The organism is Paenibacillus sp. DRB1-1 (assembly GCF_052119485.1).
In the GTDB taxonomy this organism is placed as follows: Bacteria; Bacillota; Bacilli; order Paenibacillales; family Paenibacillaceae; genus Paenibacillus; species Paenibacillus polymyxa_B.
Genome location: NZ_JBODQH010000001.1, coordinates 4,047,987 through 4,072,134, shown reverse-complemented (window position 1 = coordinate 4,072,134; position 24,148 = coordinate 4,047,987). Strand labels below are relative to the sequence as shown.

Below are 24,148 nucleotides of genomic sequence, written 5' to 3'. Positions count from 1 at the left end.
AGCATCCCGGCGGGTTCAGCCCGCACTTCGAAATGAGCTTTCCCTACTGGATAAACACATTTAAACATACTCAACTCAGTATATCCGTGTCATTTAGCCGTGTCAACGCGATTTCAGACAAGATACATACGGTGTATGGACAAAATCAGATTGTTTTCCGCTTCACGTAATAAGCAAAAAAATGCTGAAGTCCTACCTTTAAAACTGCCATCACGGGAACCGCTAAAATCAAGCCGGTAATTCCCGCAATTTCCCCACCCACTAACAGAGCGAAAATAATGGCTATCGGATGCAGATGCAACGTTCGTCCCACCACCTGGGGAGAAATGACATTGCTCTCCAACACTTGAATACAGGTGTTAACGACCACGACCAAAAGTACCATTTTTAAGGAGACCGTAGAAGCCATGACTACTGCCGGAGCGGCTCCCAAAAAGGGGCCCAAATACGGAACGATGTTAAAAACCGCAACCACTCCTGCCAGCAACAGCGCATAAGGCATGCCAATTAGCATATATCCGAGATAAGCCATCACTCCAATAATGACGCATACCAGTAATTGTCCCCTGACATAGTTGCCAAGCGCCTGATCAATTTCCTTAAGTACCGTTACAATCGCCTTGCGACGAGAACGCGGGAGGTAAGACACAATCGTCCGCTCGAACACATCAAAATCCTTCAAAATATAAAAAATGAGGAACGGAACAATGAACACATTGAACAGCATGTTGATCATCCCACCGATGTTATCCATAAAGGTAGAAATCCCTGTTGCCATCCGATTCTCTAGTTGAAAAAACCATTGATTCATACCCGTTCGCACCCCTTGGGGCAAAATGCCGCTATCCATATTCGTCATTAATCCTTGTGCATGCATGGTCAGCTCAGGCAGATGCTCATTCAGCTCATCCAGTTGTTCAATGAACATCGGAATCAGGTTCATCAGAATCACAACGAGACTGGCTAAAAACACAGCATAGATGAGCAGCACAGCTACACTTCGAGGCACCTTGCGACCGCCCAGCATACTGACAACGGGATTAAGTACATAGGAGATGATCATCGCTACCGCAAACGGAGCAATGATTGTTTTCAGAAATTCATACAAATGCAAAAACAAAGGTCGTAGCAGCCAGATAAAATATAGAATGACAAGTCCCAGCAGCGTCCATATTCCGTACCGGAACAGTCTACTTTTCGTTAATTGCTCCATTTCGTGCCCCCTTACTGGACTAGCCTCCTTTAAGTATATGCCTGTACCTCTACTTTAATCCTTCCCGCGAGGCTGGAATGCCCCATAGATTACCATTGTAAAAAAATGATGAAAACGGATGAAAACAATTAACAAAGTCATTCCATCTGACGATATAAGTACAAAGCACTACTTTAAGCTTTCACATTTCTGAAACATCGGGGGTCGTTACATGAACTTAAAAATCAAACTTATTCTCCTTTTCACTTGTATTGTTATCGTTGCAGCTGGGCCATTGTCGATCATTAGCATGACAAGCGTTAAAAATCAGGCCAACCATGATATCCAAGAGCTTATGAGCAGCAAAACCTCCGAAACCGTCAATCAGCTCGACGGATGGATAGGTGGTAATGCCAAAATTATTGAAACATTGGCTGCAGGTCTGGAATCCAGCGATATCTCATCAGATGCCAAAGCCGTATCTCTGAAAGCAGCTTTTCAAAACTATAAAGATCAAAACATTTCCAACATTTACGCAGGCTTTGAAGATGGAACCTACTGGGATGGATCTGGCTGGTTTGAAGCAGGTTATGATCCTCGCGCTCGACCGTGGTACAAGGATGCCAAAACCAAGGGGGAAATGTATTACTCGTCCCCGTACATTGATGCAAATAGTACGAATTTCACCATTTCTATTGCGAAGCCTCTCAAAAATTCGAATGGCTCCGTCACTGGTGTGGTCAGCGAGGATATAATGCTCAACGATATGACAAAAATAATTAAAAGCATAGACTTGAACGGATTGGGCTACGCATTTTTGATTGACCAAAATGGAGCCGTGATCGCGCACCCAGACAACAAGCTGGCTGGCAAAAACCTCAAGGACAATCCCGAGTTGGGTTCATCAACCGCGGCCCTGCTGAGCGCAGCTTCGGGAGAAACAGACTATAGCTATAATGGTAGTGACCATCAGCTTTATTTTAAAAAGATGCCTAGCACAGGCTGGATTGTAGGGTTGTCTATTTCCAAAGATATTGCTTTTCAGGAGTATTACTCCACTCGTAATATGTTGATTATTACGGTTGCTATCATCTTGGTCGTCGCTATGCTACTGGCAATCTGGGCGGCAAACAACTTTATTAAGCCGATTCGCAGACTCCAAGCGAATGTCAAACGTATAGCTGAAGGCGATATGACCGCTCGTGTGGATGTTAAGGGTAAAGATGAAATTGCCAGCCTGGGGACAGATTTTAATATCATGTCTGATAATCTCACTCACCTGTTGCGCAAGGTATCAGATACGGCGGGAGATGTCAGTTCAGCTTCCCATGATATGCATCAGCACGCTAAGGATACTGGAACCATCGCGTCACAAATCTCCAGTGCAGTTCAGGAGCTTGCCCAAGGAGCGAGCGATCAAGCTGAGGCTGTATTTTCCGGCTCTGAGAAGCTGACTCACATGACAGGCTCCATCGACCAGATTGGCGAAAGTGTTAAACGGACCCAAACTGCCGTATTTGAAACAGATTCTGCCGTGCTTGCAGGGTATGAAACAGCAGAACGTCAAGCGAAACTGGCCGCCGAGTCCAGACAAACGACAACTGCGGCAGGAGAAGCCGTAGATTCACTGGCGATGAAAACTCAGGATATTGAGCGGCTGGCCGGGGCCATCCACGATATCGCCGCACAAACAAACCTGCTGGCCCTCAATGCATCCATCGAAGCAGCACGGGCCGGAGAACACGGACGAGGTTTTGCCGTCGTCGCGGGAGAAGTGAGAAAGTTGGCTGAGCAAGCGGGCAGTTCCAGTGACAGTATCATGAGTAAGCTGGAAGAAATTAAAATTGCAGGAGTACAAAGCGCAGAGGAAATGAAGAAGGCTCTTGCTGTAACCGTAGAACAGGAGCATGCTGCCATTGCAACGAGACAGGCGTTTGAATCCATTCGTGGGGCTTCTCAGCATATGCTTGCCCAAATTGAGGACGTTACCGCCGCCACAGATCATCTCCGTGTGAATGCTGGACATATTTCCGATGTCATTTCCAGCGTTGTCGCTGTTTCTGAACAAAGTGCAGCATCTACAGAGGAAGTAGCTTCCTCTGTGCAAGAACAAGGTCATGCCATGAACAATATTGCCGACCTTTCTGCCAAACTCGATTCTCATGCAGATCTTTTATTGGAAGAGGTCAAACGCTTTAAATTGTAGAACTAACCATCTTCACAAAAACGGTATACAAAAGAGGGTGCCCCAGCCAATATGGCCGTTTGGGGCACCCTCTTCGTTGTTTTTTATCAAGCGTTATCCAACCTACTAAGCCGTATGTAGATCACACCTCTTAGTAAGCAGCCTGTCCACTTTCGGAGTCAAGCTTAGGAAGAAGCGTGAATTTGCGGCAAGTCCTGTTGTGCCATCTCATCTCCAAAGAATAGGTCGTCCAGCGAACTGAGCGTTCCATCCTCTTCCACTTGGTAGACAGACATTTTTTCACCATTCACCTGAAGTTCGATAAAGCATCCCCAGCAATAAAATTGATGGGAGCCGATTTTGCCGATATCTTTGGAATTACAATTCGGACATCTCAATAAACTCACCCTATCCATTAACAGAATATATGGCTTTTTCCAGACGCTGCTCGCTTAACGGGGGAACCATAACAGCATTTTCCCCGATGGACATATCTTCGGTGCAGGGCAGCCATTTCCGCCCCTCTATAATATCCGATACAAAACCATCGCTGATTTCCAAGCCTATTATGTTATTGCCCATTTCCTGGTCAAAATAAACATCCGAGATGTGCCCGAGCATAAGCCCTTCCTCTGTTAGCACGGATAGATCCTTCAGTTTACCGGGTCCAAGCAAGTACGTATGTTTTATATCATGGGCCTCCGTTTTACGGACAGCCTGCTGATTGCGAATCATGATCGCATCCTCACCGTAAGCAACGATGTCACCCCAAGCAACCATTTTCACGTGAGAAGAAAAAAGCCCTTTTCCTTCCAACTCGATCCCTGTGATTCGCCAATCAGCAGTCACCATAAAGTCATGTATTTTACCAATCTGCTTCCCGTCCTCCACATCGAAAACGGCAAGTCCGATCATATCTTGAAGCTTCATATATAGGGTACCTCCTCATTCTGCAATCTGAACGAAGGTGCGGTCCTTTTCCTACATGCCTGTCAGACCTTGCTTCCGTTCATGCAATGAAATGGAAAACCGCCCCTCCCTTCTTATTAAAATGCGGAGAAACCCCTAGTACCTAGTACGCAGCCGCTTCCATATGGTTTCAATTTTCTTGGCCGTGTATTCCATTTCTTCCGTAGTATTACCCAAACCGAAGCTAAACCGAATCGCTGAATGTAAAACATCTTCAGGAAGATCCATCGCCTGCAATACATGCGATAGCTCTAGAGATCCGGAAGTACAGGCTGATCCGCTTGCTGCTGCGATTCCTTCCATGTCAAGGTTCATCAGCATGGTCTCTGTACCAATGGCCGGAAAGCTAACATTGAGGACATTAGGTAAAGAATGATCAGGATCACCGTTAATTACAAAATTTTGGCTACCCAGAGTGTCTTCCAACCCTTTAAGCAACGTCTGACGAAGAATCGTATCGTGCGCCCCACGCTCATCAATGGAAGCATTAGCAAGAGTTGCGGCTTTAGCCAGACCCGCAATACCGGCGATATTTTCTGTTCCGGCACGACGTTTCTTCTCCTGAAGTCCCCCATGCATTAGCGGCTGAATGCGTGTACCTTGGCGGATATATAATGCACCCACCCCTTGCGGTCCGTTAATCTTATGACCCGACACACTCAGTAAGTCAATCGGGAGATTCCGACAGTCGATGGATATATGACCGAAAGCTTGAACCGCATCTACATGGAATACAATGCCATGTTCTCTCGCAATCTGCCCTACTTCTGAGATCGGCTGAATGACGCCCACCTCATTGTTGGCATACATCATGCTGATCAAAAAAGTGTCCGGACGAATGGCAGCCTCGATATCCGCAGGGTTCACGCGTCCAAAACCGTTGACCGGGACATAAGTCACCTCATACCCCGCTTTTTCCAGTTCATCACAAGCATGAAGCACTGCGTGATGTTCAACCGCGGTTGTAATCATATGCCCGGAAGTACGGCCGTCTGCCATAGCCGTCCCAAACAGGGCCAGATTATCGCTTTCTGTCCCTCCGCTCGTAAATATAATTTCTTCAGGCTTGCAGCCCAAAGAGGCCGCAACGGCATCCCGAGCAGCGCTGACGGTGCGCTTGGCATCGCGGCCAAAGGCATGAACGCTCGAAGCGTTGCCATATTGGCCGGTCATGATGTCCATCATAGTCTGCGCAACCTCAGGATGCATAGGAGTCGATGCGGCATGATCCAGATAAATTCTGTTCATGTTAATCCACCTCAAATGTAGAACATATATTAACCATTATCTACACAAGCATACAAGAAGAGAGTTAAAGCCGCAAGGGCAAAGGGTTTTTATGATTTTTGAGCGAGTTATATCTACAAGAAAAATTAAATATCTACAAGCCATTTTGCGGGTAAATTGCGGGTGATTTTTTGACCCATTCAAAGAGAAAGAGCAGTGAGGTTTTATCCTCTCCTGCTCATTTGCATTCAGTCTCCCACACTACAATTGGTAATATCGTCCAATAATATATCATGCTCTTGTAATGGTGAGATAACTCTTACTGTAGCAGGTGTTTTTATATCGTATATATTCATAATGATTTCCGCGAGAGCTGTTGCAGCCTTCTGGCTTAAATTTTGTTTTATCTCTACCTGATGTATCTGCATTGATGCACTCCTTATGTGTTTGTCTTTACTGAATAATGAATTTCTTGTATACTCACGTTGATTCTTTTTGCGTGGGACTTACTTGGCTATCCTGGCAGGGATGCCAACCCACAATTAAGCGCCTCTCTCATGGGAGGCGTTTTTTCACATCCTTCCCGTGTACGTCTTTTTGTTGTCTTAACCCTTTATATCAATTATCATATCGTGGCGTAAAGGGGAAAGATGTCGTATGATGTCGAATCGATTTGCGCTATCCTAGGGTAGATTGATATTGACATTGTGGAGATTATATGTTAATAAAACCCGACCATAGGCCGGGTTTAGTCATTTTTTTAATATTTTTTTTAAAGCTCTATGCTTTGGTCCAGATATAGGACATGTATAATCTGTGTCTTTAAATCTGACTATAGTGTCATAACTGTGTTCTTCAAATCCGGCTACCCTGGATAGATTTATGAGGTGGCCCGGGGTGGCGGGGTATAAGTAGGGGAATGCCTCCTGGCACTGGCGTATGGTAAGAGCGACTACGTAAAGTCCTCCCATATGGTGAAAACGAGGCACATGATAATTTTTTTTCGCACCCCACATATCCATATAATAAACGTCTTTAGCAGGAAAAAGGCCCGACTTAGAATTAACGGTGCCTATAATAAACCGTCGATCCGTCGGCCGCTTATGTGCAGCTTCTATAAGATCGGACAAATTTGTTGAGTTGAGTTTATTAACACTGGTGTACATATCGGTTCCCTTGAAAAAAACCTTACCGCCATAATCAGCAGTTTCCCCTCTGGAAACATTTTTCAAATTCACCAAATTCCCCGTGTCCAGACTAAGGAAATCAGGGAATCCATCAGCGAATTCCCCGTGTGTTGTAGGAACAGTGAAGTTTCCATCCGTTGTGATAAAATACGGGATCTCATAGTTGGATTTTGGTATCCATCTTTCAATTGCAACTATGTCGCTCTCGAAAAATGAAAACCTAGGTCCATTTATCTCGGGTGCAAAAACCTCTTTGTTGTTGTCCATATGATTATGTTCATTTCTTTTTTAGTTCTTTTTTAATTCTTTTGGAAGCGGCATTGCGCCTACCAATGTTTTTTCGGATCTAGAAGATTTTTCTGCATCGTTAACTAACAATTTAGATACAAGACGCGCGATACTCTTTTTCATTGTTGCTCACCTCCCTTCCGTGGTAGAAGTAGAATAGCTTGAGCCGTGAAAGATAGAGCAATTACAGGGGATTGGATTATAAAATTTACGAGTACAATAGCCAGGGAAATCCATTTTAAATACGGATCTAGCTTTGATGGATTAAGGTCCACAGATTTATTTGGAGCCACCCATAAGACCACTAAAGCTGTTATGGATGTAAGTAATAGTACACCATCATGTCCCAGATGTATTAGAGGTATACAGGCGAAAAGAGTCGCTGAAAATACAGCACAGAATGTTAAAGAACGAAAGTGGAACCCGCCTGAAAATTTTCTAAGGGCAACGAAAGAAAAAAAGGCTATGAGTGCATCTAGAAAGTTACCTAATATCCAGCCGAATAACATGGTAAGTATCAGCCCAGAATACCAATTAAGCTTGACACCTATCGCGTATGTTAATACTTCGGCGCTGCCGGGTCCATCTGGATCAGCTTTTTTTAATTCGTTCGCGATACGCCTCGATAGCCTTTCTAGCATCTTCTGCATCACTCTTCCTCGAAAAGTAGTATGAAAGTGCAAAAGTGAATATAGACACCAGCAATATTGCAAGTGGGTTTAAATAGTACAGAAGTATTACTCCTGAACTTATCGTCACCGCCGAAAACAAAGTGCTTGTTAGGACCATTTTATTTTCTTTAGTGTTATAGTCTTCTCTCCAGATAAAATCATGGGGAGGCGCTGATATAAAAGAAAATCCTGTTCCGTATAGCTTAAAAAGTGCGGCAATGAGATAAGTTATAAGTATAGATGTTCCTTGCAATAAAAACACTTGCAGAGATGCATTTTCCTTTAATACGCCTATCTGCATTATGTCAAAAAACTTATATACATAAAAAATAGCCATTTGCATAGTGGCATAGGCACTTATGGCAACTCCCAAAATAAAAGCAGACCAGTGCAATTTTATTTTTAACCCTACACGAAAAAATATTGAAAATAGTGCATACTGCAAAGGTAAGTCCAACTTAGGTACGTTTAGTACAATACGCATCAAAAAGGATACAAGAGATATAACAACAGCAAAAAGGATAATCTTATACTTATAGTCCTTTATGGGGAGCATATACAATGCCAATGGCAGCAAAAGAATAGCTAGTGCATCAAACACCCCAAAAATTATATAAAACAAATTGGTTGACACCTCACACCGCCTATCTAATTATCTACCTTAATTATATAGTGGCGCATGACGTAAGCAAGTGATTTTAAAAATTTGTCGAAATAATATCCTCCAGCTTAATCCAACTAAAATCATCCTCACCACGAAACAGTTTTACTTCGCGTCTAGCGGTGTTAATTGACGTAACTACACCAGTCATAACCGTATCGTCAAACGGGCTAAAAACAGTCACGCTGACAGGCCGGCGCGAGTTGTAGGACTCTATTAGCGCTTGCTCGATCAACCGGACTTCCTGATCGTCAAGTTCCGGCTTGCCTCTCCGCTGGCGGTCTTGCATGAGTTTTAAGTATGCTTCCTTGTGTTCTGGTATGATAATCCGGCTGCTTTCCCATAAGCCGTTACCTTCTAATTTTTTCGACATGTATGTAGCCTCCTGATGTGTTATGTTCAAATTATATAGCGAACATACGTTCCTTACAAGGATTTTTGTTTTCCACTTCTAAAACTTTTGTACTAGAAAAATATTTCTAGGTCATATATACTAGATTTATCCAAATTACGCCGATAAAAAGGAGTTAATCCCAATGCGCTATCTGTTAGCTATTATCCTCCCGCCGCTTGCAGTGCTACTCTGCGGTAAACCGGGGCAAGCATTGTTAAATCTTATCCTATGCCTCTTTGGTTGGTTACCAGGAATCATACATGCCATCATAGTTGTTAACAGCCACAAGGCTGATAAGCGTAATGACAAATTGATTGAAGCTATTCAACAAGGACAACATAGGTAACGAAAAAGCCCCGGAGCAATCCGGGGTTTTAATATTCTGTATAGTATCTATTCGCCGCACCTGGGGGCGTAACGATCTTCTGGTCTCTATCCCATCCTTCAATAATGCGGATATGCCGCGTATCACTCTTGTTATCCCATAGAATATAATTATCCCTCTCAAGAGCCAACAGCCCCTCCTTTATGTCCTCTGTACGCCTTCCTGTCTTTATCTCCAGTTCCTTCATAGTGGGCATCCGTCTGCGGCCTGCTGAATAGTTGTAGAGTATCCGTAGTAGCTTACGCTCGATATCTGGCAACAATACAATCCACTCCCTTCACTTGTATTATATACAAACATTCGTTCCTATAAAAGAGACGGAAAATAATTCTTTACGCTCTTATGATACGTATAAATAATACGTTGACACGTACTTATTATACGTGTATAATAATAAGTGTAAGGAGGGCAATCACTTGAAATCATACAGTTCGAGAGAATTAATCAAACTGTTAGAAGAGGACGGATGGTACATAATAGGAGTACATGGTAGTCACCACTACTTCAAGCATCCGACAAAAATCGGTAAGGTTACGGTTCCACATCCTAAGAAAAGCTTTCCTCCGAAGACACAAGCAAGTATCCTAAAGACAGCGGGGATTAAGGGCTGAACAGCCCTCCCCAAAGGAGGTTAATTATAGTGAGTAAAAAAGACGTTTATCGCTACTGGGCATTGCTCGACCATTCTGAAGAGGGTATATCCGTTCGTTTTCCAGATCTTCCTGGTTGCCTTACATTTGGAGATACTGCCGAAGAAGCGCACGCTGCAGCTCGTGAAGCGCTGGAGGGTTTTATGTATGTTACGGAACAAGACGGCGACCCTATCCCTGACCCTTCCCCACTTGATGTTATTTTGGCACAAAGAGAAGTAACAGAAGCTGCGTGTGACGTTCAGGTCTATATGCCAGTAGTTCGGGAAGCTATGGAAAGTAAGGCTGTTAAAAAGACACTGACTGTCCCAAAGTGGCTTAATGATCAAGCTGAACTGCAACACCTTAATTTCTCCCAGGTGCTACAGGAAGGATTGAAGCGGAGTCTCGGTATTAATCCTTTGGAGAAACGATAATGAAATACGGCCCACGCAAGCCCAGCCTAAACAAGCGTATAGCAGCTCGTACCAGCCTCAAACGGCAGGTTGTACACCGTGCAGGGCTAAAGATGCCACGAGGCTGGGGATGGCTCCGCAACCCACATAAGGCGGCTTACAACAAGGTGTACAATCGTACAACGTTTGATATATTTAAAGCGATTGGTAAATTATTCAAGTAGGAGGGCTAAAAATGGCATTTGAAGGATATAGCGAGGATCAGCGAGGACGTTGGTTTAACTATCCATTTCCCTCATCGGTATCAATGTTATATGTGAATGTAGATCAAACAGAAACAAAATGGTACCTTATTAACGAACAAGAAAAACATTTGATCCGTATTAGGAATGAAAAACAAATTGAAATGCTCTATTACTGTATGTATGGAGTCCGGTTAAATGACGAGAAAATCAACTGGATTATTGACAAAAACGGTGGAGGTTTCAAGTATTACGACAGTGTAGATGATTTTAAAAAAGCTGAAGATGAAGTGGTATAGGAATAACAAAAAAGCTCTGCCGACCAATTAAGGTTAGCAGAGCTTTTTGATTACTAGACGATTTGAATAAATCACTTGATATGCGCTAACGCATATGATATATTATAAACAAGAAATGCGATAGCGCATATAAATGGAGGTACAGAAAATGATGAATGTAATGACAAGAGCTTGGGAGATTGCTAAAACGGCAAAGGTTAAGTTTGGCGGCAAGGTAAAAGAATACTTTTCCCAAGCTCTTGTCATTGCTTGGAAGGAGGCGAAGAACGCAATGAAAGAAGTCGCTCACTTCGGGTTCATGGTTGCAGGCAAAAATGAGACGCACACCATGTTCGCACTGGAAGAAAGAGAAGGGCTCCACGTTTACCCTGCATGGAACAACCGCAACGCGGAATACGAGCTTAAGTACCAGAAGGGATTGAACAAACAAACTGGAAAGGCCGTCCGCTTTTATACAGTTGGGAATTTCAAAACAGAGCTTGAGGTTGTTTGCGGTCATGCATCCGAATTTCTGTTCTTTAAAAGAGGCACTGTGACTTTCAAATAATAGCCGCAGTCGCACTAAGGTGACGGGCATAAGGAGAACTGAAAATGAAGAGTATCACTGCACAAACAGAGCGATATGAAGATACTGAATACATCAAAGAACGTCTAGAGAGAGGTTCTGAATTATTGTACAGATACATGCTCATCCTGTTGGATGAGGGCGACCATGACGAAGCTAAGGAAGCTAAGGAAATTAGCCGTATTTTGGATTATGTTCGGCAGGAGATGGGTGACGATCTAGCCCTGCGATCATATGATCTGATAATGGAGGAGTATAAAAAATGAGATATTCAGTCTGCGCTTCCGCGTTGATCGACACATTAGGTGGTCCATTAGAAGAGCCTGTAAAGCCCGTGGACGCGGGCACAAAAGAAAAGGCTATAAAGATAGCCAAAGAACTGTATGGTACGGGTAAATATTCGTCTATCTACATTGAATATAATCATCCAGATTCTTCTTGCTTTTATAATCCGATCGGCGGATTTGATGTTACCGGTCAGGATTGGGTTGAACAATTTGAATTCGAAAAGAATTACGGAGGTATCGGTTAATGGCAGTGGATCGTGAAATTAAATTCGGGAGGGTGTTGGCTATAGCTAATGTTCTCGGAGAGAAAGTAAAGGATAAGGGCGAAATCGGAATTTCACCTAAACATATGGAAAGATACGGGTTTAAACCCGCTACAACACTCGAACGTATTCACAAGGATTTGATGCAACACGCTGAAAAATTCGGTGAGGAAGAAATGATTTTATTTGACCTTCTGATGGAGGAAATGGCTCAAATTGATTGGGATGAGTTTACGGATGAACCCCTTAGAGGACGGTATTTACAGGCTTATGGCGCTCAGCAACACACGCTAGATAATGTAATGGGAGCAGTAGAAGCTGCTAAAGAATGGGATTATGATTCGCCAGGCACTGTAAAAAATCTTTGTGCTACTGGAAAAGTCATCGCTAAAAAAATCGGGAATACTTGGGTAATTGATAAGAACCAGCCTAACCCTAAATTAGCCAGAAACAGTGACGGTGAATAAAACATCCCCGCCGACCAGTTAAGGATAGCGGGGGTTTTTATTTTATCGGCAGTGTTTGTGATTTTTCCAGTGGAGAAATGTCCTAAGCGAGCAACGATATTCTCCATCGCTATCTGCGAGGATATTCATCTCGTCAAAGCCACCATTTGCTGCTATAAAGTCCATTGTTGCATCCTCTTCTGTTTCGGGGTCGATATAAGCTAATGTGCCGGTTTGACCTGTAGGGATTGGAGCAAACCAATCAAACTCGCCATCATTATGTGTAATACCACTCTCTACGATAGTCAGTGTTATCAAAATTGTGACCCTCCATCGTTTTTATTGCAATGTAACACGCCGATAGTAGCCAAGCTGTAAAAAATGTTACTTAACGATAAATTCCACTTTTGTACCATCCACGTAGTCATCGAGTTTATGACCGACCCACGATCCAGCTCCACGGTTATCCTTCGGGCTTATGTACTTTATATCTGCGCCCGTGCCACCTTCCGCGCACAGTGCCATAGGCCACTCGTCGCGATCCTTGCCCTTCTTGGTGGGTACACCCTTTAGGGACAGGTCGCGGTTATGATCGGCTCCATCACGGTCTATGGTGCATACTGGTGGCTTACCTGCTGCAATGGCCTCCTTGATGTGCTGGCCCGTTTCAGGATAGCGATCTGACGGAAATTCGAGCTTGACCGTATCGGCAGACACCTGTGTTACTGGAACGGCTACAGGGTCGCTCTTAGTGGTCTTTACAACGTCTTGTTGTACACTGCATCCAGCTAATAGGACTGTTATCAACACGGTAAATATCCATCTAAACATATGTATTCCTCCCCCTATAAAACAGAAAAATACCCCCCCAGCGTATGCCAGCAGGGTATCACCGATGCTTTCGGATTGCACAACGGTGCTTCCGTATGTATTGTTGTCAGCATAATACAATTGGACTATTTTGTAAATATATATAGAAAAATATTCCTAGGCCTGATAGACTATATTCAAAAAAAGAATAGGGGTATTTTGATGAAAAAGCTATGTATAACTCTACTTTCAATTTTAGTTTTACTTGGGATTTCTCTCCCAACATATGCAGCCGCAGCTACTCAACTACCAACAGATAGTTACTATTTAATCGCGGCAGATGGTACTTATTTAGGCACACTTGGCAGTAAATATGATACATATTCCATCTATAACACTTATGGGGACTATGGAAGTCAATACAGCAATACGAGTATTTGGAATATTTATGGTCAGTATGGCGGCACTTATTCTCAGTACAGTCCTTTTAATAAATACACTTCTTCTCCACCTATACTCTTCTATAAAGATCAAGGCGTTGGGTATTTCACAGTGAATAAATATCTGAAACATACAATCAATCCTTATACTTTAGAACGTTCCAAATAGAAGAAAGGCCCCGTCCATTATGCCGGGGCCTTTTTTCTTTACTTGCTTCTGTAGCCGTATTATTCTTATTCAGTAGTAACAGGCTCTTGTGCAGATTCTATTGGAATTGGAATAGGTTCAACCTGCACCTGAGCAGGAGCCGTGGGTAGCGCTTCTGCCGTAGCCTGAGCCAACAGTTCGTTTACCTTAGCTGCCAAACCAGCCATAGCCTCTTTCGCTGCCGCTTGAGCTGCTTCTTCGGCGCTAACCTTGGCTGCTGCATCTGCTATAGTGGCTTCCTCCGTGCTATTGGGTTTTTGCTTGGCTTTGTAGTCAAGATACGCCTTTTCTATGGCTCCCTGAATCTCTGTGTCAGTAAGATATATCCCTCTTTGTTCTAATTGTCTGGTTACATAGGATATAGCTTGTTGTAGCTTTTTCGGGCCGTCCGCCTCTTTGAACACTGTCTTAGCGAGAGAAAATCCTTCTTCCGCCAGTTTGTGCAACAGGACGCGCTGTGACTCCGTTGTACGGGCATTTATCCATTCATTAGCCTTCACCTTAATCGTGTTCAGCCCAGCTATAACAATGGCTGTCAGGACGCCTAAAATGGCGGTAGCGACGGTACTTACATATGGTTGTACAGTTTCGATAATTGTTTGCATATAAAATCCCCCTATTATTGTTTGGGCAGACCTGCGGCAGCGCGCAGATAATTAGCCAGATTGTTGAAATGTTGCATTTGTTCCTTGTCACCCGCTTGTTTCGCTTTAAACCAAGCTGGTTGGAGCCACCGGAAGATAATCTCTTGTGCATTGGACTTGTACAGCTTCACAGATCCAGCAAGCGGCAGATTCTTTTCATTAAGCCCGGCCGCAGCTCGCAGGTTATTAGCGAGGTTATGAAAGTGTGTCTTGCCTTCCTGATCGGCTGCCTTCTGGCTGGCAAACCAAGCTGGAGATACATAGTTGTCTATAAGCGACTGAGCGATATACACAGGCAGCGGTGTAAAGTCCAGCGCAACAGGAGCCACAGAAGCGCCTTTAAGCTCTGCTTCCACGTCATAAACCAATTCCTTTAGCGTCTTGCCAATAGTCGCAAGCGCTTGGTCTACGTCTCTCTTACGAGCAGGGTCAAGCTGTTTATGGCTTGGTATGTGTGTACGTGGATTAATCCCCCACTTGTTACAGCAGTAAGCCATATACCATACAAAGCGTTTGTAAGCCTCCAGCGTGTCGATCTTGCCACCAAAACAAAGTTCTATACCAAGGGCGATATCGTTTGCATCGTCGCCAAAGCGTTCGTTATCCGTGGTGACGTTGTACAAGACGTGCCAAGCTTTCTCTGCTGCGTCTGGTCCGGTTCCTGTTGGGATGATTTCAAGAATCTTTTTGTCATCTACAAAGACCTGAGCAGATGCGGATCGGTCTTTTAGATTTTGAAAATAGGTAAAGTGGTTATCCGCTGAAGCTCCAGGATTACCCGTGTCGTGTGCAACTAAAAAGACCGGATTCCCGCTTGTTAGGCGAGTACCCGGTCTTACGTTATGGCGCTTGTTTATGTAGCGCCGTTCTATCGTATATTTGGTTGTATCCAATTATCACAATCCCCCTCTAAAAATGAAGGCGACGATAGCAATGATCGTGCCTCCTAAAACGAACTTAGTAAAGTCCATCCAGCTCTTTTGCCCCGCCTTTTCGTCTTCCTGGCTTTGTTGAAGTAATTGAAACATACGTGCATCCAAGGTATCCCACCGGCGCATGATTTCATTGAATTGAATCTTCATTTCCGCTGAAGCTTGTTTAATCTGTTTCACATCTTCTTCGTGACGGCTCCGGCTCTCATCAAGATAGTTGAGTTTAAGTTGCATGGCGTTACTTTCTGCCGCAAGTCTAGCAAATTCATCTGATAAAGCAGACAATCCCTTTTCCACATCTTCAAGCCTTTGGATCGGCACTACATCCCCTTCCCCTCCTTTGAAGATTTCCCCCGTTTCGTTCATGACCTTTCCCCCGTCTCTCTATAAAATCAGCCCTCAACCACTCTGAGGACATAAAAAAACACGCCGTTTAAGACGTGTCGTTAAAATCTATTTAAGATTCTTATCGAAAAAATCAGCTGCAAGTTGAGTGGAAAATTCATGTGTAACCCCTCGCGGAGATTGTAAGTTTACATTTTTTTCAACACTCAATTCTTTGTAATGTTCCTTTATTTCAGCATATGAAACCTGAGCATCTGCATAATGGAAATGGTCCATCTCTCCGTTAACATACAACGCGTTACGTGGAGCGATTAGATTGCCGACATCCCACATCTCTCCAATGTTAAGGATCCCGCTAATGTTGTTACAGATATCGTGCGTACCGTCTGTGAACGTTTTTGCATAGGTGCCGAGATAACCTTGTACATAAGCTGCGTCTACTCGCTCATCTAATGCAGCAACCAACATACTCAGTGCTCCGCCTGTAGATACACCAGCGGTTCCGATTTTCTTCTGATTCACGTAACTGACGTTGTTTACTGCTGCGCTCAGATATAAAGCATCCGTAGTTATATCCCCATACCACGAACCGCCGTGCAAGCGCGCTACAGCATCAAGGACTAGGTGATCTCCCATCTTCGCAAGCTTACCCATACCTCTATTTTCCATTGTGTAAACGAGGTAACCATTTTGTGCAAGTCCTACTGCACCAGCATGTTGATATGATTCTGGTTTAGAGATTAGTTCTTCCATCTCCCCATGTCCAGAAAATACTAGGACCGTAGGATACTTATTATTTGTTTTAAAGCCTTTCGGGTAGATCACTTCGCCAGGTATCTTCTGACCGTCAAAACTAGAAAACGTTATATCTGTTACATCCAGTCCCTCTACCTTTTTTTGTTCTCCGTAGATAATTTCAGGAGCATCTGGTAACTTTCCGTTATTCAAATGAATGCCGTAAACAGATATAAGTTTCTGTTTAAATGTAGCTCCCTTATCAGCATAAGCGAAGGATGTAGTCATAATTAGGATCAGTGCCACCAACAAGAAACTTATCTTTCTACGCAATATCAACTCAACGCCTTCCAAAAGGTATTTATTAGTAGTTATTAATAGAGTACCTTCATTCCAGAAGACAAGTCAATGAGAAGCGAATACAAAATGTCCTTAAAATCCGTTGACGCAACAGCACTATCTATAAACGTATCTGTTCTCATCTTGCCCGTTATAACATTACCAGATATTGAGATGTTATCGAGTCTATTGGCTGTGTCGGTTGCCAGATTAATCCCGATACTGTTTTCATTATTGAGCTTTATTTGATTGTCTTTAATATTTACAGTTGATATTGAGGTATCTTCATCCTTCCCGATTGCCATCTGACCTTTATTCGCGTTCGCGGCAGTAATCATGTTACTTACTACATTTAAACTTTCAGCAGTAGATTGATCGTGCCCAAGTTGCAACACAAGTTCGGACATTGAAGTGATTTTGTTATTTTCTATAGTGACATTCTTTGGATTAGTTCCGTCCAATAGCAAGCCCCATATTCCTAGGTTTTTGGCTCGATCAATTTGAATCGTAGCCGTCCCGTAGGTATTTTGCAGATTGTTACTGATACTATCTCTTACGGTGACATTGCGTGATCCACAAATGTCTACGAAATGTTGATCGTGATTTAACGATTGTACACGCTCAACGAGCACATTATCCGTATGTCCTAACGCAATCAAGTCTCCGTAAGTTCTCGGTTTTGAGGTTACATCACCGTCAGTAATCGTGAAATCACGCAAAGTGATATTGCCCGCTGCTTTGTATTCACCTTTTGTGTCGTAACCCTTATTGACAAGAAGTATTCCGTTTTGCTTCCGTTCACTACTGATCCGTTTAAGGATGGTGACACCCATGCCAGAGCCTTCTACTGTTACTCCTGCCGGAATTATAATACAAGCCTTATCGTGTATGCTTTTTGCAAGACTTAATAGAAACGTGCCTTTACCAAGGACAAGTTTACCGCCTCCAACCCTTTCTAGGTAGTTCAAAGCTGACTGTAAAGTCCGGGTCTGATCTGTGCCGTTACCAGTAGCGCCAAACGCAGCAGCTTTAACTACAAAATTGCGACCTTTGTGCAAAATGTCATGCTTGGCTCTAGAAACATTGCTTATGCTAAAACCACTTGCTGATGCAAAGGAAATCCCAAGAGTGAAAATACAAACAACCATAAGGAAAAACATAGGTAATTTCTTACACATCATCTAACAACCTTCCTCACTTATAGTAGATGTGAATACCTTACATATAATTGGGAAGTAAAGTCAATATCATTGGTAAATTTACACTCCAATTCGCAACATTAAATAGCCATTGGAACGAATTATACCCGTGTGGTCAGTTGAGTTGAGTGCCATGTTACAGCCAGCATTACCCGTGTTGATAGTTAAAGTGTTAATCACTCGACCATTCGCATCATTTCCTGTCACTGACTTGCTCACTACTGTTCCTACAAATTTCGTGGTCGATCCTTCCACCCAATAGGCCGTTTCAATCTCCTCTGCATCCGTACCAAATGCCGTGGCGGAAACCGGGTTAAAAAACATTGTTCCACTTGTTGTGTATGCTGTCTGTGTTATCCCGCTTTTTCGGATTGGGGATACAAACGTATACGTTTTTGCGGATTGAATTGTCAATACAGGACCGGTTGCAGCAAACCCTAAAGATTCAAAGTTTACAAACTGCAGGTTATTGGTTCCGTCTAACGATGGCGTGGACTCATGGTAATGTCCTTGCATCGGTGCGTCATCGTACACATTATTTTGTGAAACCACCGCTTGTAGAAAGTTTGAAACATTAACTCCTCCGCGCTCTGATATCCCCCAACGATAACCTGTGCCAAGAACCATATTTGAGATTATCTTTGCTTTGCAATAGAGACTGTTAGCAATGGCAGAATCCATTTCGAGTTGGATACCATACAATTGCGCATCCGTGCGGGAATTTGAGTCTGCCATTATAATTTGATTTGCGCTGATCAAAATATCTTTAAAACTGTCTGCCCTTATAATCTTCGCATCTGCATAACCACCTCCTTGGCAGGCGAAGCGTACAGTATTATTACAAAGCGCCGCACTAATGCCGTTACTCACTCGGATTCCCGAAATGTAATGAGTGCTGGTTGATTCCCTAATGTCCATATCAACGGTATTTTCTGATACCAATACATTTTTAAAATTAGCAAATGTACTTGGCATTGTAGAGCTACCAACAAAAATTGCTGCACGCATCTTCCCCGTTACGATATTGCTGGAGATAGATATGTTTTCAAACTTGTTTGTTGGATCGCCAACCAGGTAGATTCCTGCACTATTTATATTGTTGAGTTCTATTTTGTTATCTTCAATATCAGCGGTTGATATCGAAGTATCTTCGTCATTCCCGATTGCTATCTGACCTTTAGCAGTGTTCGCACAAACAATTACATTGTCTACTACACTCAAGTCCTCTACAGTAGACTTTCCATGCCCAAGTTGTAGTATCAGTTCAGATATAGAAGTGATATTATTCCCCTCAATAGTCACATTGCTTGGATTTGTATCATCCAGCAACAGCCCCCAAATACCAAGCCCTTTTGCCCGGTCAATCTGGATGGTGGCACTCCCATAGGTATCTTGTAAGTTATTACACATACAATCCCGAATGGTGATATTCCTCGACCCGCAAACATCTACAAAATGCTGATCATGATTTAAAGATCCAACCCGCTCAATTAACACGTTATCCGCATGTCCCAGTGCAATCAGATCCCCATATGTTCTGGGAGTTGCAGTAACATCGCCATCAGTAATTGTGAAATTCCGTAGCGTGATGTTACCAGCTGCTGTGTATCCACCCTTTGTGTCGTAATCCTTGTTAACTAACAATACTCCGTCCTGATTACGTTCACTTTCCAGCCTTTTGAGGATGGTGACACCCATGCCAGAGCCTTCTACTGTTACCCCAGCCGGAATAAGGATACAAGCTTTGGTATGTGTGCTTTTAGCGAGACTCAAAAGAAATGTGCCTGCGCCTAGGATAAGTTTTCCGCCTCCGACACTCTCCAGGTAATTGAGTGCATTTTGAATGGCCTGTGTTTGATCTGTGTTATTTCCTGTGGCTCCAAACATATCAGACGTGACCACAAATTTAGTCGCCTTATCCAAGCTTCCTTTTGTTGAACCTGCAAAGGTGTCTATAGCACGCCAGTTGTCGTTCATCATCGTCTTAATGTCAAAAAAATCATTCCCATCTGTCACAGGGTCCTTCATATATAAGCTCAAATTAGGTGTATTACTTGCCAATCGGCACACCTCCCGCAAAATTATTTAATGGAGTACTGTTTATTGCATTGATCGTCATTACATGGTGTATTTCGCGGATAACCAAATATCGAAACTGATATCTCACCTCTAAATGCGCTGGCTTTATTTCCTCTATTGCGTCCTTTAGGTCCTGTAAGTTCGGTGGCACGCCTAAAGTACCGATAAATTTAATGTCAAACCGATATTCAGCCGGATATACAATTACATCCACTTTGCCTCGATCATAGCTATCAGCCACATTTTTTATCATGCTTGCTGACACTTTCCCACTGCCTCGCATTTTAGAGATAACCACACTACGACGTTGTTCAATTGGTTTAGATGGGAGCGGAGTTATTTTCAAATCCCGTTCCCAATAAGCAATTCCCCAAGTAGCCGTTTCTGGATGGAACTGTTTAAATGTATCTACTATTGCGGCATTAACCTTGTCCAATTCGATATCTTCCGTGTCCATTATCTGCACAAACTCTTCAATCTCTTGATAATAGTCTGGCAGATAGGACATAAGTTTCTTAGACATGTACATCCACCGTCCCAAGTACAGCTACGCTATCCAGCGGAACTTGTATATTGCCAGTCAGCCCGTTAATAGTCAGTTCGAAGTAATCTATGACTTGTGGGACATCAAGGATAAGGTTTGCTATTCGAGTAATCCTAACTAATGTATCAGTGTCAGAGAAAGCTAAACCTTCAAGGTACTTCGCAATACTTACTTCTAATTGTTCTTTTACATCAGCCACCGTAGCATCCCGCGCAAGTTCGACTCTTGTACTGATATTGATAGCGACTTCAGTTGCCCCTACAACCGTAACAACTGGTCCGATTGGTGCAGCACCTTCACCGTGCCCATCTTGAGTAGGATCAATATATGTTTGTACAGCCTGTACAACTGCAGCAGAGGGGGAACGTTTGTCGTTATTCAAAATAACAACCTTTACCGTCCCTTCACCGTTCCAGAGAGGGAATACTTTGGCGTCACCAACCCCTGGCACTTCACGCGCCCAGTTAACATATTGATTTTTGTTTGCACTTGTAATAGGTTTCGATACTCTGTCTTGGTACCGATCGTACAACGCCTCTCCCGTTTCGGTATCTTCTCCAGACACCAACAGATCGACCAATTCGGCCCGAGCCAGCCCGTTTATAAAATCAATCGGTAACAGTGAACCCGAAAATTGATTACCTATTACGCCAGCCGTTTCGCATTCTACGGCAAACTGTCCGACACCCAATTTGCTGAGCACGACATAGTTTAGATCCTCGATGCTGTAGCGGCTGCCGATAGGTACATCCATTAATGCGCCCTGGTTATCGTAAAACTTACCTCTCCAGTGCGCCTTTGTTGCCGCCTTTCGCACTATGCCAGACCAAGCCACAGCCGAATCTAAATATTCCTCATTATCAGCATTCGGGAAAACTAGGCTTATATTCGTATCCAGTTCAACATACATTTGGGCCAGTTCATTTGCTGCAGGTGCCAGAGCATCAAAAATAACGCTCCCCTCCCGTTTATCCATAGTATCCGGTATACGGGCCAACAGGCGTTCTAAGATAACCTCTTCTGTTTGATCCTCATACAATCCCTCCGACCCCCGTTTCGTCTCTAAAGTTACCTTGTGTTGTGATCACTTCAAATTCGGCCAGAACATCGCTACCGTTAAAAGTGAATTGAAAATCTCGCACATCCGTAATCCGTTCATCCGCCAGGAGCGCTTCACGGACCAACCGTTTTAATTCAGTCTGCACAAATAACCGGCTCTGCCCTTGCAGCCGGTCTACTTCTGCCCCGTAATCGTCGGAGTATATGAGATTTTCATAACGTAATGTCTGGAGTATCTTGTACACCACTTGCCGCATAGCCTCCAGACCGTCCACAATGCCGCGTGCGCGTCCATTTGTGAAGTCTAAGGCGTATGTCTTGGTAGGCATTTCTTCCTCTTCAATTTCCTCGTCTACGATGCTTCCGCCTTCTGGTATCATGGTGCCACCAACTTATCCATGACGACAAATTGTTGACCGCCTTTCATTTGTTGCAAGATAACTGCATCCCCCATTTTCAATCCTTCACGGATCACCAACACATCGGGTAACGCCGTCTGAGTGGTCTTGGTAGCCGTCTCCGTTGGAGTTTCGTCTTTGTATACATGGCTGTGTGTAAGGCTAACCACGTACCGTTTTACGCGTTCTGTGACAAGCAATAAATCCGCGTCCAGCACCAGTCGTTGGTCAACGGTAATTTCAAGCGGGTCTACTCCTGTTACTTGCCCGACCATACTCTCGCTTGGCTTGGAAGCATCCACAGTACCCAGCGCTATTTTCTGTAGTTGTTTAATCATTAGATCACCTTCAATTCGAGTGACATGGTATGTTCCATTCCTGAAAATTTATGTGTGCACGAATCTACCAAGTAAACTTGACTCACCTTTAAATCGTCGATGAACACAGGCACATAACACCCTGCCCGGATACTTAAATCTCCCATAGCATCTATACTCAAGCTCTTGCTTTCCCGATTGTGCAAGGTAAGTAGGTTTTGGGCTTTTTGTTTAATTTGTGCCGCGTTCATTTTTTCGTCTACTTTGTCATAGAGTTGGAGTTTCCCCCACTTCTTGATATTGTTGCCGTCCTGATAGACATAAGCATCACGCTTGCCGCTCTCTTTGTTGTCCTGCACCAGCTTTACATAGTTGTAAGTCTCGCTGTCTATGGACTTTTTAAGCGCGTATCCGGTCATAAGGCTACCATCACCTACCGACACCGAAACGAGCATGTCAGCAGCCCGTTTAAGGGCCAGGGCGCCGAAGTCATCGTAAAATACATAGATAGTTCCCGTAGACATTAGCGTCTGGTCGATAGCCTTGTAAATGATGTCCAAAAGCTTTTGGTTGTCTTCGACCATTGCCGGGATCTTGTATCCAGTATCAGCAATCATTCCGGTTTTGAGTTTAAAGTCCTCAGCAATCCGCTTGATGACTGCCCCGGCCGTTAAGTTTTTGAAAACGTAGGTATCGTTCGCATTCAAATAACGGATCTGATCATAAGCAGTAATCTTCATATCTGACTTTTCCGACTGCTCCACCGAAAACACATAGCCGTAAAATATCTTGTACTTGCCCTTGGTGATCCGTATGATATCCCCGTTTTGCACCTTGAACTTCTTGTTTTGATAGATTCCGTCTTTAACCAACGTGATATCTACGCTACCTGGACTCCCGGTGCGTTCGGTTTTCCATGTGAGTTCAGCCACCAGACCAGAAGAGTTCTCCTTACCAGTTAAAGCCTCGCCGGACACCTGCCATACATTGCCGTCACGGTTGTCTATAAAAATGTCCATGCCATCACCCCGGCAGTCTCAGCACTTGCCCAACCTTTAGCCGTTTGGCCTGTGCGTTCGTGATTTTGTTAAGTGTTTGAATCTCCTTGTATCGGGACCCGTCACCCAGGTTTTTTTTAGCGATAATCCAAAGTGTATCGCCAGCCTTAACCTTGACGGATTTAGGCTTCACCTTCTCGTTGGGCCGCTTGGCCTTCGCCTTGGTGGTTGTCGTCTTTTTTGCGCCTGTCTTGGTTGTGGTTTGCTTCACCTTGGCCTGCACCGCATTGTAAAACACGTATTTCTTGAATGTGATGGTGTATTCGATATCAGAAGTACCAGCTACCGGCTTCCACTCGAATTCCTCAATGGTCACTGGCATATTGATAGCTATTTCTTGTGGACTCTTTTGTGCGCCCGGCTCAAAGCTAATGGCGGAATAAATAAAGCGGATGGGCCGCTTGGCATCCATCCACTTGGTTATAAGAGCGATATATTCAGGTATAGGAAGCAATTCATCCGTGTTCACAAAAGGGTATGCCTGACCAGGAAAGAAGCTGGAGAAAGATATTTCCGTGAGTTTCCGTGACTGTATAGCGTTTATTTCATCGCCGCCTACGATCTTGTACGTTGACCCGTCTCCAGCTTCCTTGATACTTAGTTCTGGCGGATTGACCGGGATGCGAAATGCTTCCTCCTGGTTGTTATAGCTCAACAGTATGGCGTGTTCTGTCGGCAAGGGATCACCTCCATCCAAAAAGGAATAACCCTCTATTTGTCGAATAATGGTAGTTG

36 protein-coding genes are annotated in these 24,148 nt (G+C 43.7%); 11 read left to right on the top strand and 25 right to left on the bottom strand.

Features of this window, described 5'->3' with window-relative positions; translation table 11 throughout:
* Positions 1-145: 145 nt before the first annotated feature.
* Positions 146-1,213: an AI-2E family transporter gene (locus ACQW03_RS18390; RefSeq protein ID WP_025723897.1), complete on the bottom strand. Its 1,068-nt coding sequence runs from the start codon at positions 1,211-1,213 to the stop codon at positions 146-148.
* Between the two features lie 211 nt (positions 1,214-1,424).
* Here ACQW03_RS18390 and ACQW03_RS18385 point away from each other — a divergent pair, with 211 nt between their 5' ends.
* Positions 1,425-3,398, top strand: a complete 1,974-nt coding sequence (locus tag ACQW03_RS18385; RefSeq protein WP_441951064.1) for a methyl-accepting chemotaxis protein — start codon at positions 1,425-1,427, stop codon at positions 3,396-3,398.
* 164 nt (positions 3,399-3,562) lie between these two features.
* Here ACQW03_RS18385 and ACQW03_RS18380 read toward each other — a convergent pair whose 3' ends face one another.
* From ACQW03_RS18380 to ACQW03_RS18340, 9 genes are all read right to left on the bottom strand, one after another.
* Positions 3,563-3,775, bottom strand: a complete 213-nt coding sequence (locus tag ACQW03_RS18380) for a hypothetical protein (RefSeq protein ID WP_013311529.1) — start codon at positions 3,773-3,775, stop codon at positions 3,563-3,565.
* Between the two features lie 10 nt (positions 3,776-3,785).
* Complete coding sequence (locus ACQW03_RS18375; protein WP_441951062.1) at positions 3,786-4,307, bottom strand: PRC-barrel domain-containing protein; 522 nt, start codon at positions 4,305-4,307, stop codon at positions 3,786-3,788.
* A 135-nt stretch (positions 4,308-4,442) separates the two neighbouring features.
* Positions 4,443-5,594: a cysteine desulfurase family protein gene (locus ACQW03_RS18370; RefSeq protein WP_441951060.1), complete on the bottom strand. Its 1,152-nt coding sequence runs from the start codon at positions 5,592-5,594 to the stop codon at positions 4,443-4,445.
* A gap of 227 nt (positions 5,595-5,821) precedes the next feature.
* The gene (locus tag ACQW03_RS18365) at positions 5,822-6,001 is read right to left on the bottom strand and encodes a hypothetical protein (protein ID WP_441951058.1); all 180 of its coding nucleotides are present in this window, start codon (positions 5,999-6,001) and stop codon (positions 5,822-5,824) included.
* 324 nt (positions 6,002-6,325) lie between these two features.
* Positions 6,326-7,027 carry a hypothetical protein gene (locus ACQW03_RS18360; RefSeq protein ID WP_441951056.1) on the bottom strand — a complete coding sequence of 234 codons (702 nt, stop codon included), beginning with the start codon at positions 7,025-7,027 and terminating at the stop codon, positions 6,326-6,328.
* A 21-nt stretch (positions 7,028-7,048) separates the two neighbouring features.
* Complete coding sequence (locus tag ACQW03_RS18355; RefSeq protein WP_258012324.1) at positions 7,049-7,171, bottom strand: hypothetical protein; 123 nt, start codon at positions 7,169-7,171, stop codon at positions 7,049-7,051.
* Entirely contained in the window at positions 7,168-7,689 is a 522-nt protein-coding gene (locus ACQW03_RS18350; RefSeq protein WP_441952425.1) for an accessory gene regulator ArgB-like protein, read from the bottom strand. The genes ACQW03_RS18355 and ACQW03_RS18350 overlap by 4 nt, the downstream gene beginning before the upstream one ends.
* The gene (locus ACQW03_RS18345; RefSeq protein ID WP_441951054.1) at positions 7,640-8,353 is read right to left on the bottom strand and encodes a hypothetical protein; all 714 of its coding nucleotides are present in this window, start codon (positions 8,351-8,353) and stop codon (positions 7,640-7,642) included. Before ACQW03_RS18345 ends, ACQW03_RS18350 begins: the two co-directional genes overlap by 50 nt.
* 64 nt (positions 8,354-8,417) lie before the next feature.
* Positions 8,418-8,753 carry a YolD-like family protein gene (locus ACQW03_RS18340; RefSeq protein WP_441951052.1) on the bottom strand — a complete coding sequence of 112 codons (336 nt, stop codon included), beginning with the start codon at positions 8,751-8,753 and terminating at the stop codon, positions 8,418-8,420.
* 163 nt (positions 8,754-8,916) lie between these two features.
* On the opposite strand from ACQW03_RS18340, the gene ACQW03_RS18335 reads away from it, so the two are divergent.
* The gene (locus ACQW03_RS18335; protein WP_441951050.1) at positions 8,917-9,120 is read left to right on the top strand and encodes a YqaE/Pmp3 family membrane protein; all 204 of its coding nucleotides are present in this window, start codon (positions 8,917-8,919) and stop codon (positions 9,118-9,120) included.
* Positions 9,121-9,148: 28 nt separating this feature from the next.
* Here the strand turns inward: ACQW03_RS18335 and ACQW03_RS18330 are convergent, their stop codons facing one another.
* Complete coding sequence (locus ACQW03_RS18330) at positions 9,149-9,346, bottom strand: hypothetical protein (RefSeq protein ID WP_441951048.1); 198 nt, start codon at positions 9,344-9,346, stop codon at positions 9,149-9,151.
* A gap of 229 nt (positions 9,347-9,575) precedes the next feature.
* On the opposite strand from ACQW03_RS18330, the gene ACQW03_RS18325 reads away from it, so the two are divergent.
* The 8 genes from ACQW03_RS18325 to ACQW03_RS18290 all read left to right on the top strand — a co-directional run bounded on the left by ACQW03_RS18325 (position 9,576) and on the right by ACQW03_RS18290 (position 12,327).
* Positions 9,576-9,770 carry a type II toxin-antitoxin system HicA family toxin gene (locus ACQW03_RS18325; protein ID WP_152380875.1) on the top strand — a complete coding sequence of 65 codons (195 nt, stop codon included), beginning with the start codon at positions 9,576-9,578 and terminating at the stop codon, positions 9,768-9,770.
* 29 nt (positions 9,771-9,799) lie between these two features.
* Positions 9,800-10,225 carry a type II toxin-antitoxin system HicB family antitoxin gene (locus tag ACQW03_RS18320; protein ID WP_441951045.1) on the top strand — a complete coding sequence of 142 codons (426 nt, stop codon included), beginning with the start codon at positions 9,800-9,802 and terminating at the stop codon, positions 10,223-10,225.
* The gene (locus ACQW03_RS18315; RefSeq protein ID WP_441951043.1) at positions 10,225-10,428 is read left to right on the top strand and encodes a hypothetical protein; all 204 of its coding nucleotides are present in this window, start codon (positions 10,225-10,227) and stop codon (positions 10,426-10,428) included. The genes ACQW03_RS18320 and ACQW03_RS18315 overlap by 1 nt, the downstream gene beginning before the upstream one ends.
* An 11-nt stretch (positions 10,429-10,439) precedes the next feature.
* Entirely contained in the window at positions 10,440-10,745 is a 306-nt protein-coding gene (locus ACQW03_RS18310; protein ID WP_277511559.1) for a hypothetical protein, read from the top strand.
* A 148-nt stretch (positions 10,746-10,893) separates the two neighbouring features.
* Positions 10,894-11,292, top strand: coding sequence for a hypothetical protein (locus ACQW03_RS18305; protein ID WP_441951041.1), 399 nt, complete (start codon positions 10,894-10,896; stop codon positions 11,290-11,292).
* A 44-nt stretch (positions 11,293-11,336) separates the two neighbouring features.
* Positions 11,337-11,576: a hypothetical protein gene (locus ACQW03_RS18300; RefSeq protein ID WP_441951039.1), complete on the top strand. Its 240-nt coding sequence runs from the start codon at positions 11,337-11,339 to the stop codon at positions 11,574-11,576.
* Positions 11,573-11,842: a hypothetical protein gene (locus tag ACQW03_RS18295; protein ID WP_441951037.1), complete on the top strand. Its 270-nt coding sequence runs from the start codon at positions 11,573-11,575 to the stop codon at positions 11,840-11,842. The genes ACQW03_RS18300 and ACQW03_RS18295 overlap by 4 nt, the downstream gene beginning before the upstream one ends.
* A complete protein-coding gene (locus tag ACQW03_RS18290) occupies positions 11,842-12,327 on the top strand; it encodes a hypothetical protein (RefSeq protein WP_441951035.1) in 486 nt (161 codons plus the stop codon). Before ACQW03_RS18295 ends, ACQW03_RS18290 begins: the two co-directional genes overlap by 1 nt.
* 42 nt (positions 12,328-12,369) lie before the next feature.
* Here ACQW03_RS18290 and ACQW03_RS18285 read toward each other — a convergent pair whose 3' ends face one another.
* Both ACQW03_RS18285 and ACQW03_RS18280 read right to left on the bottom strand, forming a co-directional pair.
* Positions 12,370-12,624 (bottom strand): hypothetical protein, encoded by a 255-nt coding sequence (locus tag ACQW03_RS18285; protein ID WP_441951033.1) that lies wholly within the window; start codon positions 12,622-12,624, stop codon positions 12,370-12,372.
* 66 nt (positions 12,625-12,690) lie between these two features.
* Entirely contained in the window at positions 12,691-13,137 is a 447-nt protein-coding gene (locus ACQW03_RS18280) for a NucA/NucB deoxyribonuclease domain-containing protein (RefSeq protein ID WP_441951031.1), read from the bottom strand.
* Positions 13,138-13,338: 201 nt separating this feature from the next.
* On the opposite strand from ACQW03_RS18280, the gene ACQW03_RS18275 reads away from it, so the two are divergent.
* Positions 13,339-13,725 (top strand): hypothetical protein, encoded by a 387-nt coding sequence (locus ACQW03_RS18275; RefSeq protein WP_441951029.1) that lies wholly within the window; start codon positions 13,339-13,341, stop codon positions 13,723-13,725.
* Between the two features lie 65 nt (positions 13,726-13,790).
* Here the strand turns inward: ACQW03_RS18275 and ACQW03_RS18270 are convergent, their stop codons facing one another.
* From ACQW03_RS18270 to ACQW03_RS18215, 12 genes are all read right to left on the bottom strand, one after another.
* Positions 13,791-14,369, bottom strand: a complete 579-nt coding sequence (locus ACQW03_RS18270; protein ID WP_441951027.1) for a phage holin — start codon at positions 14,367-14,369, stop codon at positions 13,791-13,793.
* Between the two features lie 14 nt (positions 14,370-14,383).
* A complete protein-coding gene (locus ACQW03_RS18265) occupies positions 14,384-15,301 on the bottom strand; it encodes a peptidoglycan recognition protein family protein (protein ID WP_277511532.1) in 918 nt (305 codons plus the stop codon).
* A 3-nt stretch (positions 15,302-15,304) separates the two neighbouring features.
* Entirely contained in the window at positions 15,305-15,706 is a 402-nt protein-coding gene (locus ACQW03_RS18260; RefSeq protein WP_277511530.1) for a hypothetical protein, read from the bottom strand.
* A gap of 87 nt (positions 15,707-15,793) precedes the next feature.
* Entirely contained in the window at positions 15,794-16,726 is a 933-nt protein-coding gene (locus tag ACQW03_RS18255) for an acetylxylan esterase (RefSeq protein ID WP_441952423.1), read from the bottom strand.
* Between the two features lie 68 nt (positions 16,727-16,794).
* Positions 16,795-17,940 carry a hypothetical protein gene (locus ACQW03_RS18250; protein WP_441951024.1) on the bottom strand — a complete coding sequence of 382 codons (1,146 nt, stop codon included), beginning with the start codon at positions 17,938-17,940 and terminating at the stop codon, positions 16,795-16,797.
* 78 nt (positions 17,941-18,018) lie between these two features.
* Positions 18,019-20,019: a hypothetical protein gene (locus ACQW03_RS18245; RefSeq protein WP_441951022.1), complete on the bottom strand. Its 2,001-nt coding sequence runs from the start codon at positions 20,017-20,019 to the stop codon at positions 18,019-18,021.
* On the bottom strand, positions 20,009-20,560 hold the full coding sequence (locus ACQW03_RS18240) for a YmfQ family protein (RefSeq protein ID WP_441951021.1): 552 nt from the start codon (positions 20,558-20,560) through the stop codon (positions 20,009-20,011). The genes ACQW03_RS18245 and ACQW03_RS18240 overlap by 11 nt, the downstream gene beginning before the upstream one ends.
* Complete coding sequence (locus tag ACQW03_RS18235) at positions 20,553-21,620, bottom strand: baseplate J/gp47 family protein (RefSeq protein WP_441951019.1); 1,068 nt, start codon at positions 21,618-21,620, stop codon at positions 20,553-20,555. Before ACQW03_RS18235 ends, ACQW03_RS18240 begins: the two co-directional genes overlap by 8 nt.
* Entirely contained in the window at positions 21,613-22,020 is a 408-nt protein-coding gene (locus ACQW03_RS18230; protein ID WP_441951017.1) for a DUF2634 domain-containing protein, read from the bottom strand. The genes ACQW03_RS18235 and ACQW03_RS18230 overlap by 8 nt, the downstream gene beginning before the upstream one ends.
* Positions 22,017-22,376 (bottom strand): DUF2577 domain-containing protein, encoded by a 360-nt coding sequence (locus tag ACQW03_RS18225; RefSeq protein ID WP_071559168.1) that lies wholly within the window; start codon positions 22,374-22,376, stop codon positions 22,017-22,019. Before ACQW03_RS18225 ends, ACQW03_RS18230 begins: the two co-directional genes overlap by 4 nt.
* Complete coding sequence (locus ACQW03_RS18220; protein WP_441951015.1) at positions 22,376-23,374, bottom strand: XkdQ/YqbQ family protein; 999 nt, start codon at positions 23,372-23,374, stop codon at positions 22,376-22,378. The genes ACQW03_RS18225 and ACQW03_RS18220 overlap by 1 nt, the downstream gene beginning before the upstream one ends.
* Before the next feature lie 4 nt (positions 23,375-23,378).
* Positions 23,379-24,092, bottom strand: a complete 714-nt coding sequence (locus ACQW03_RS18215) for a LysM peptidoglycan-binding domain-containing protein (protein WP_441951013.1) — start codon at positions 24,090-24,092, stop codon at positions 23,379-23,381.
* Positions 24,093-24,148 lie beyond the last annotated feature (56 nt).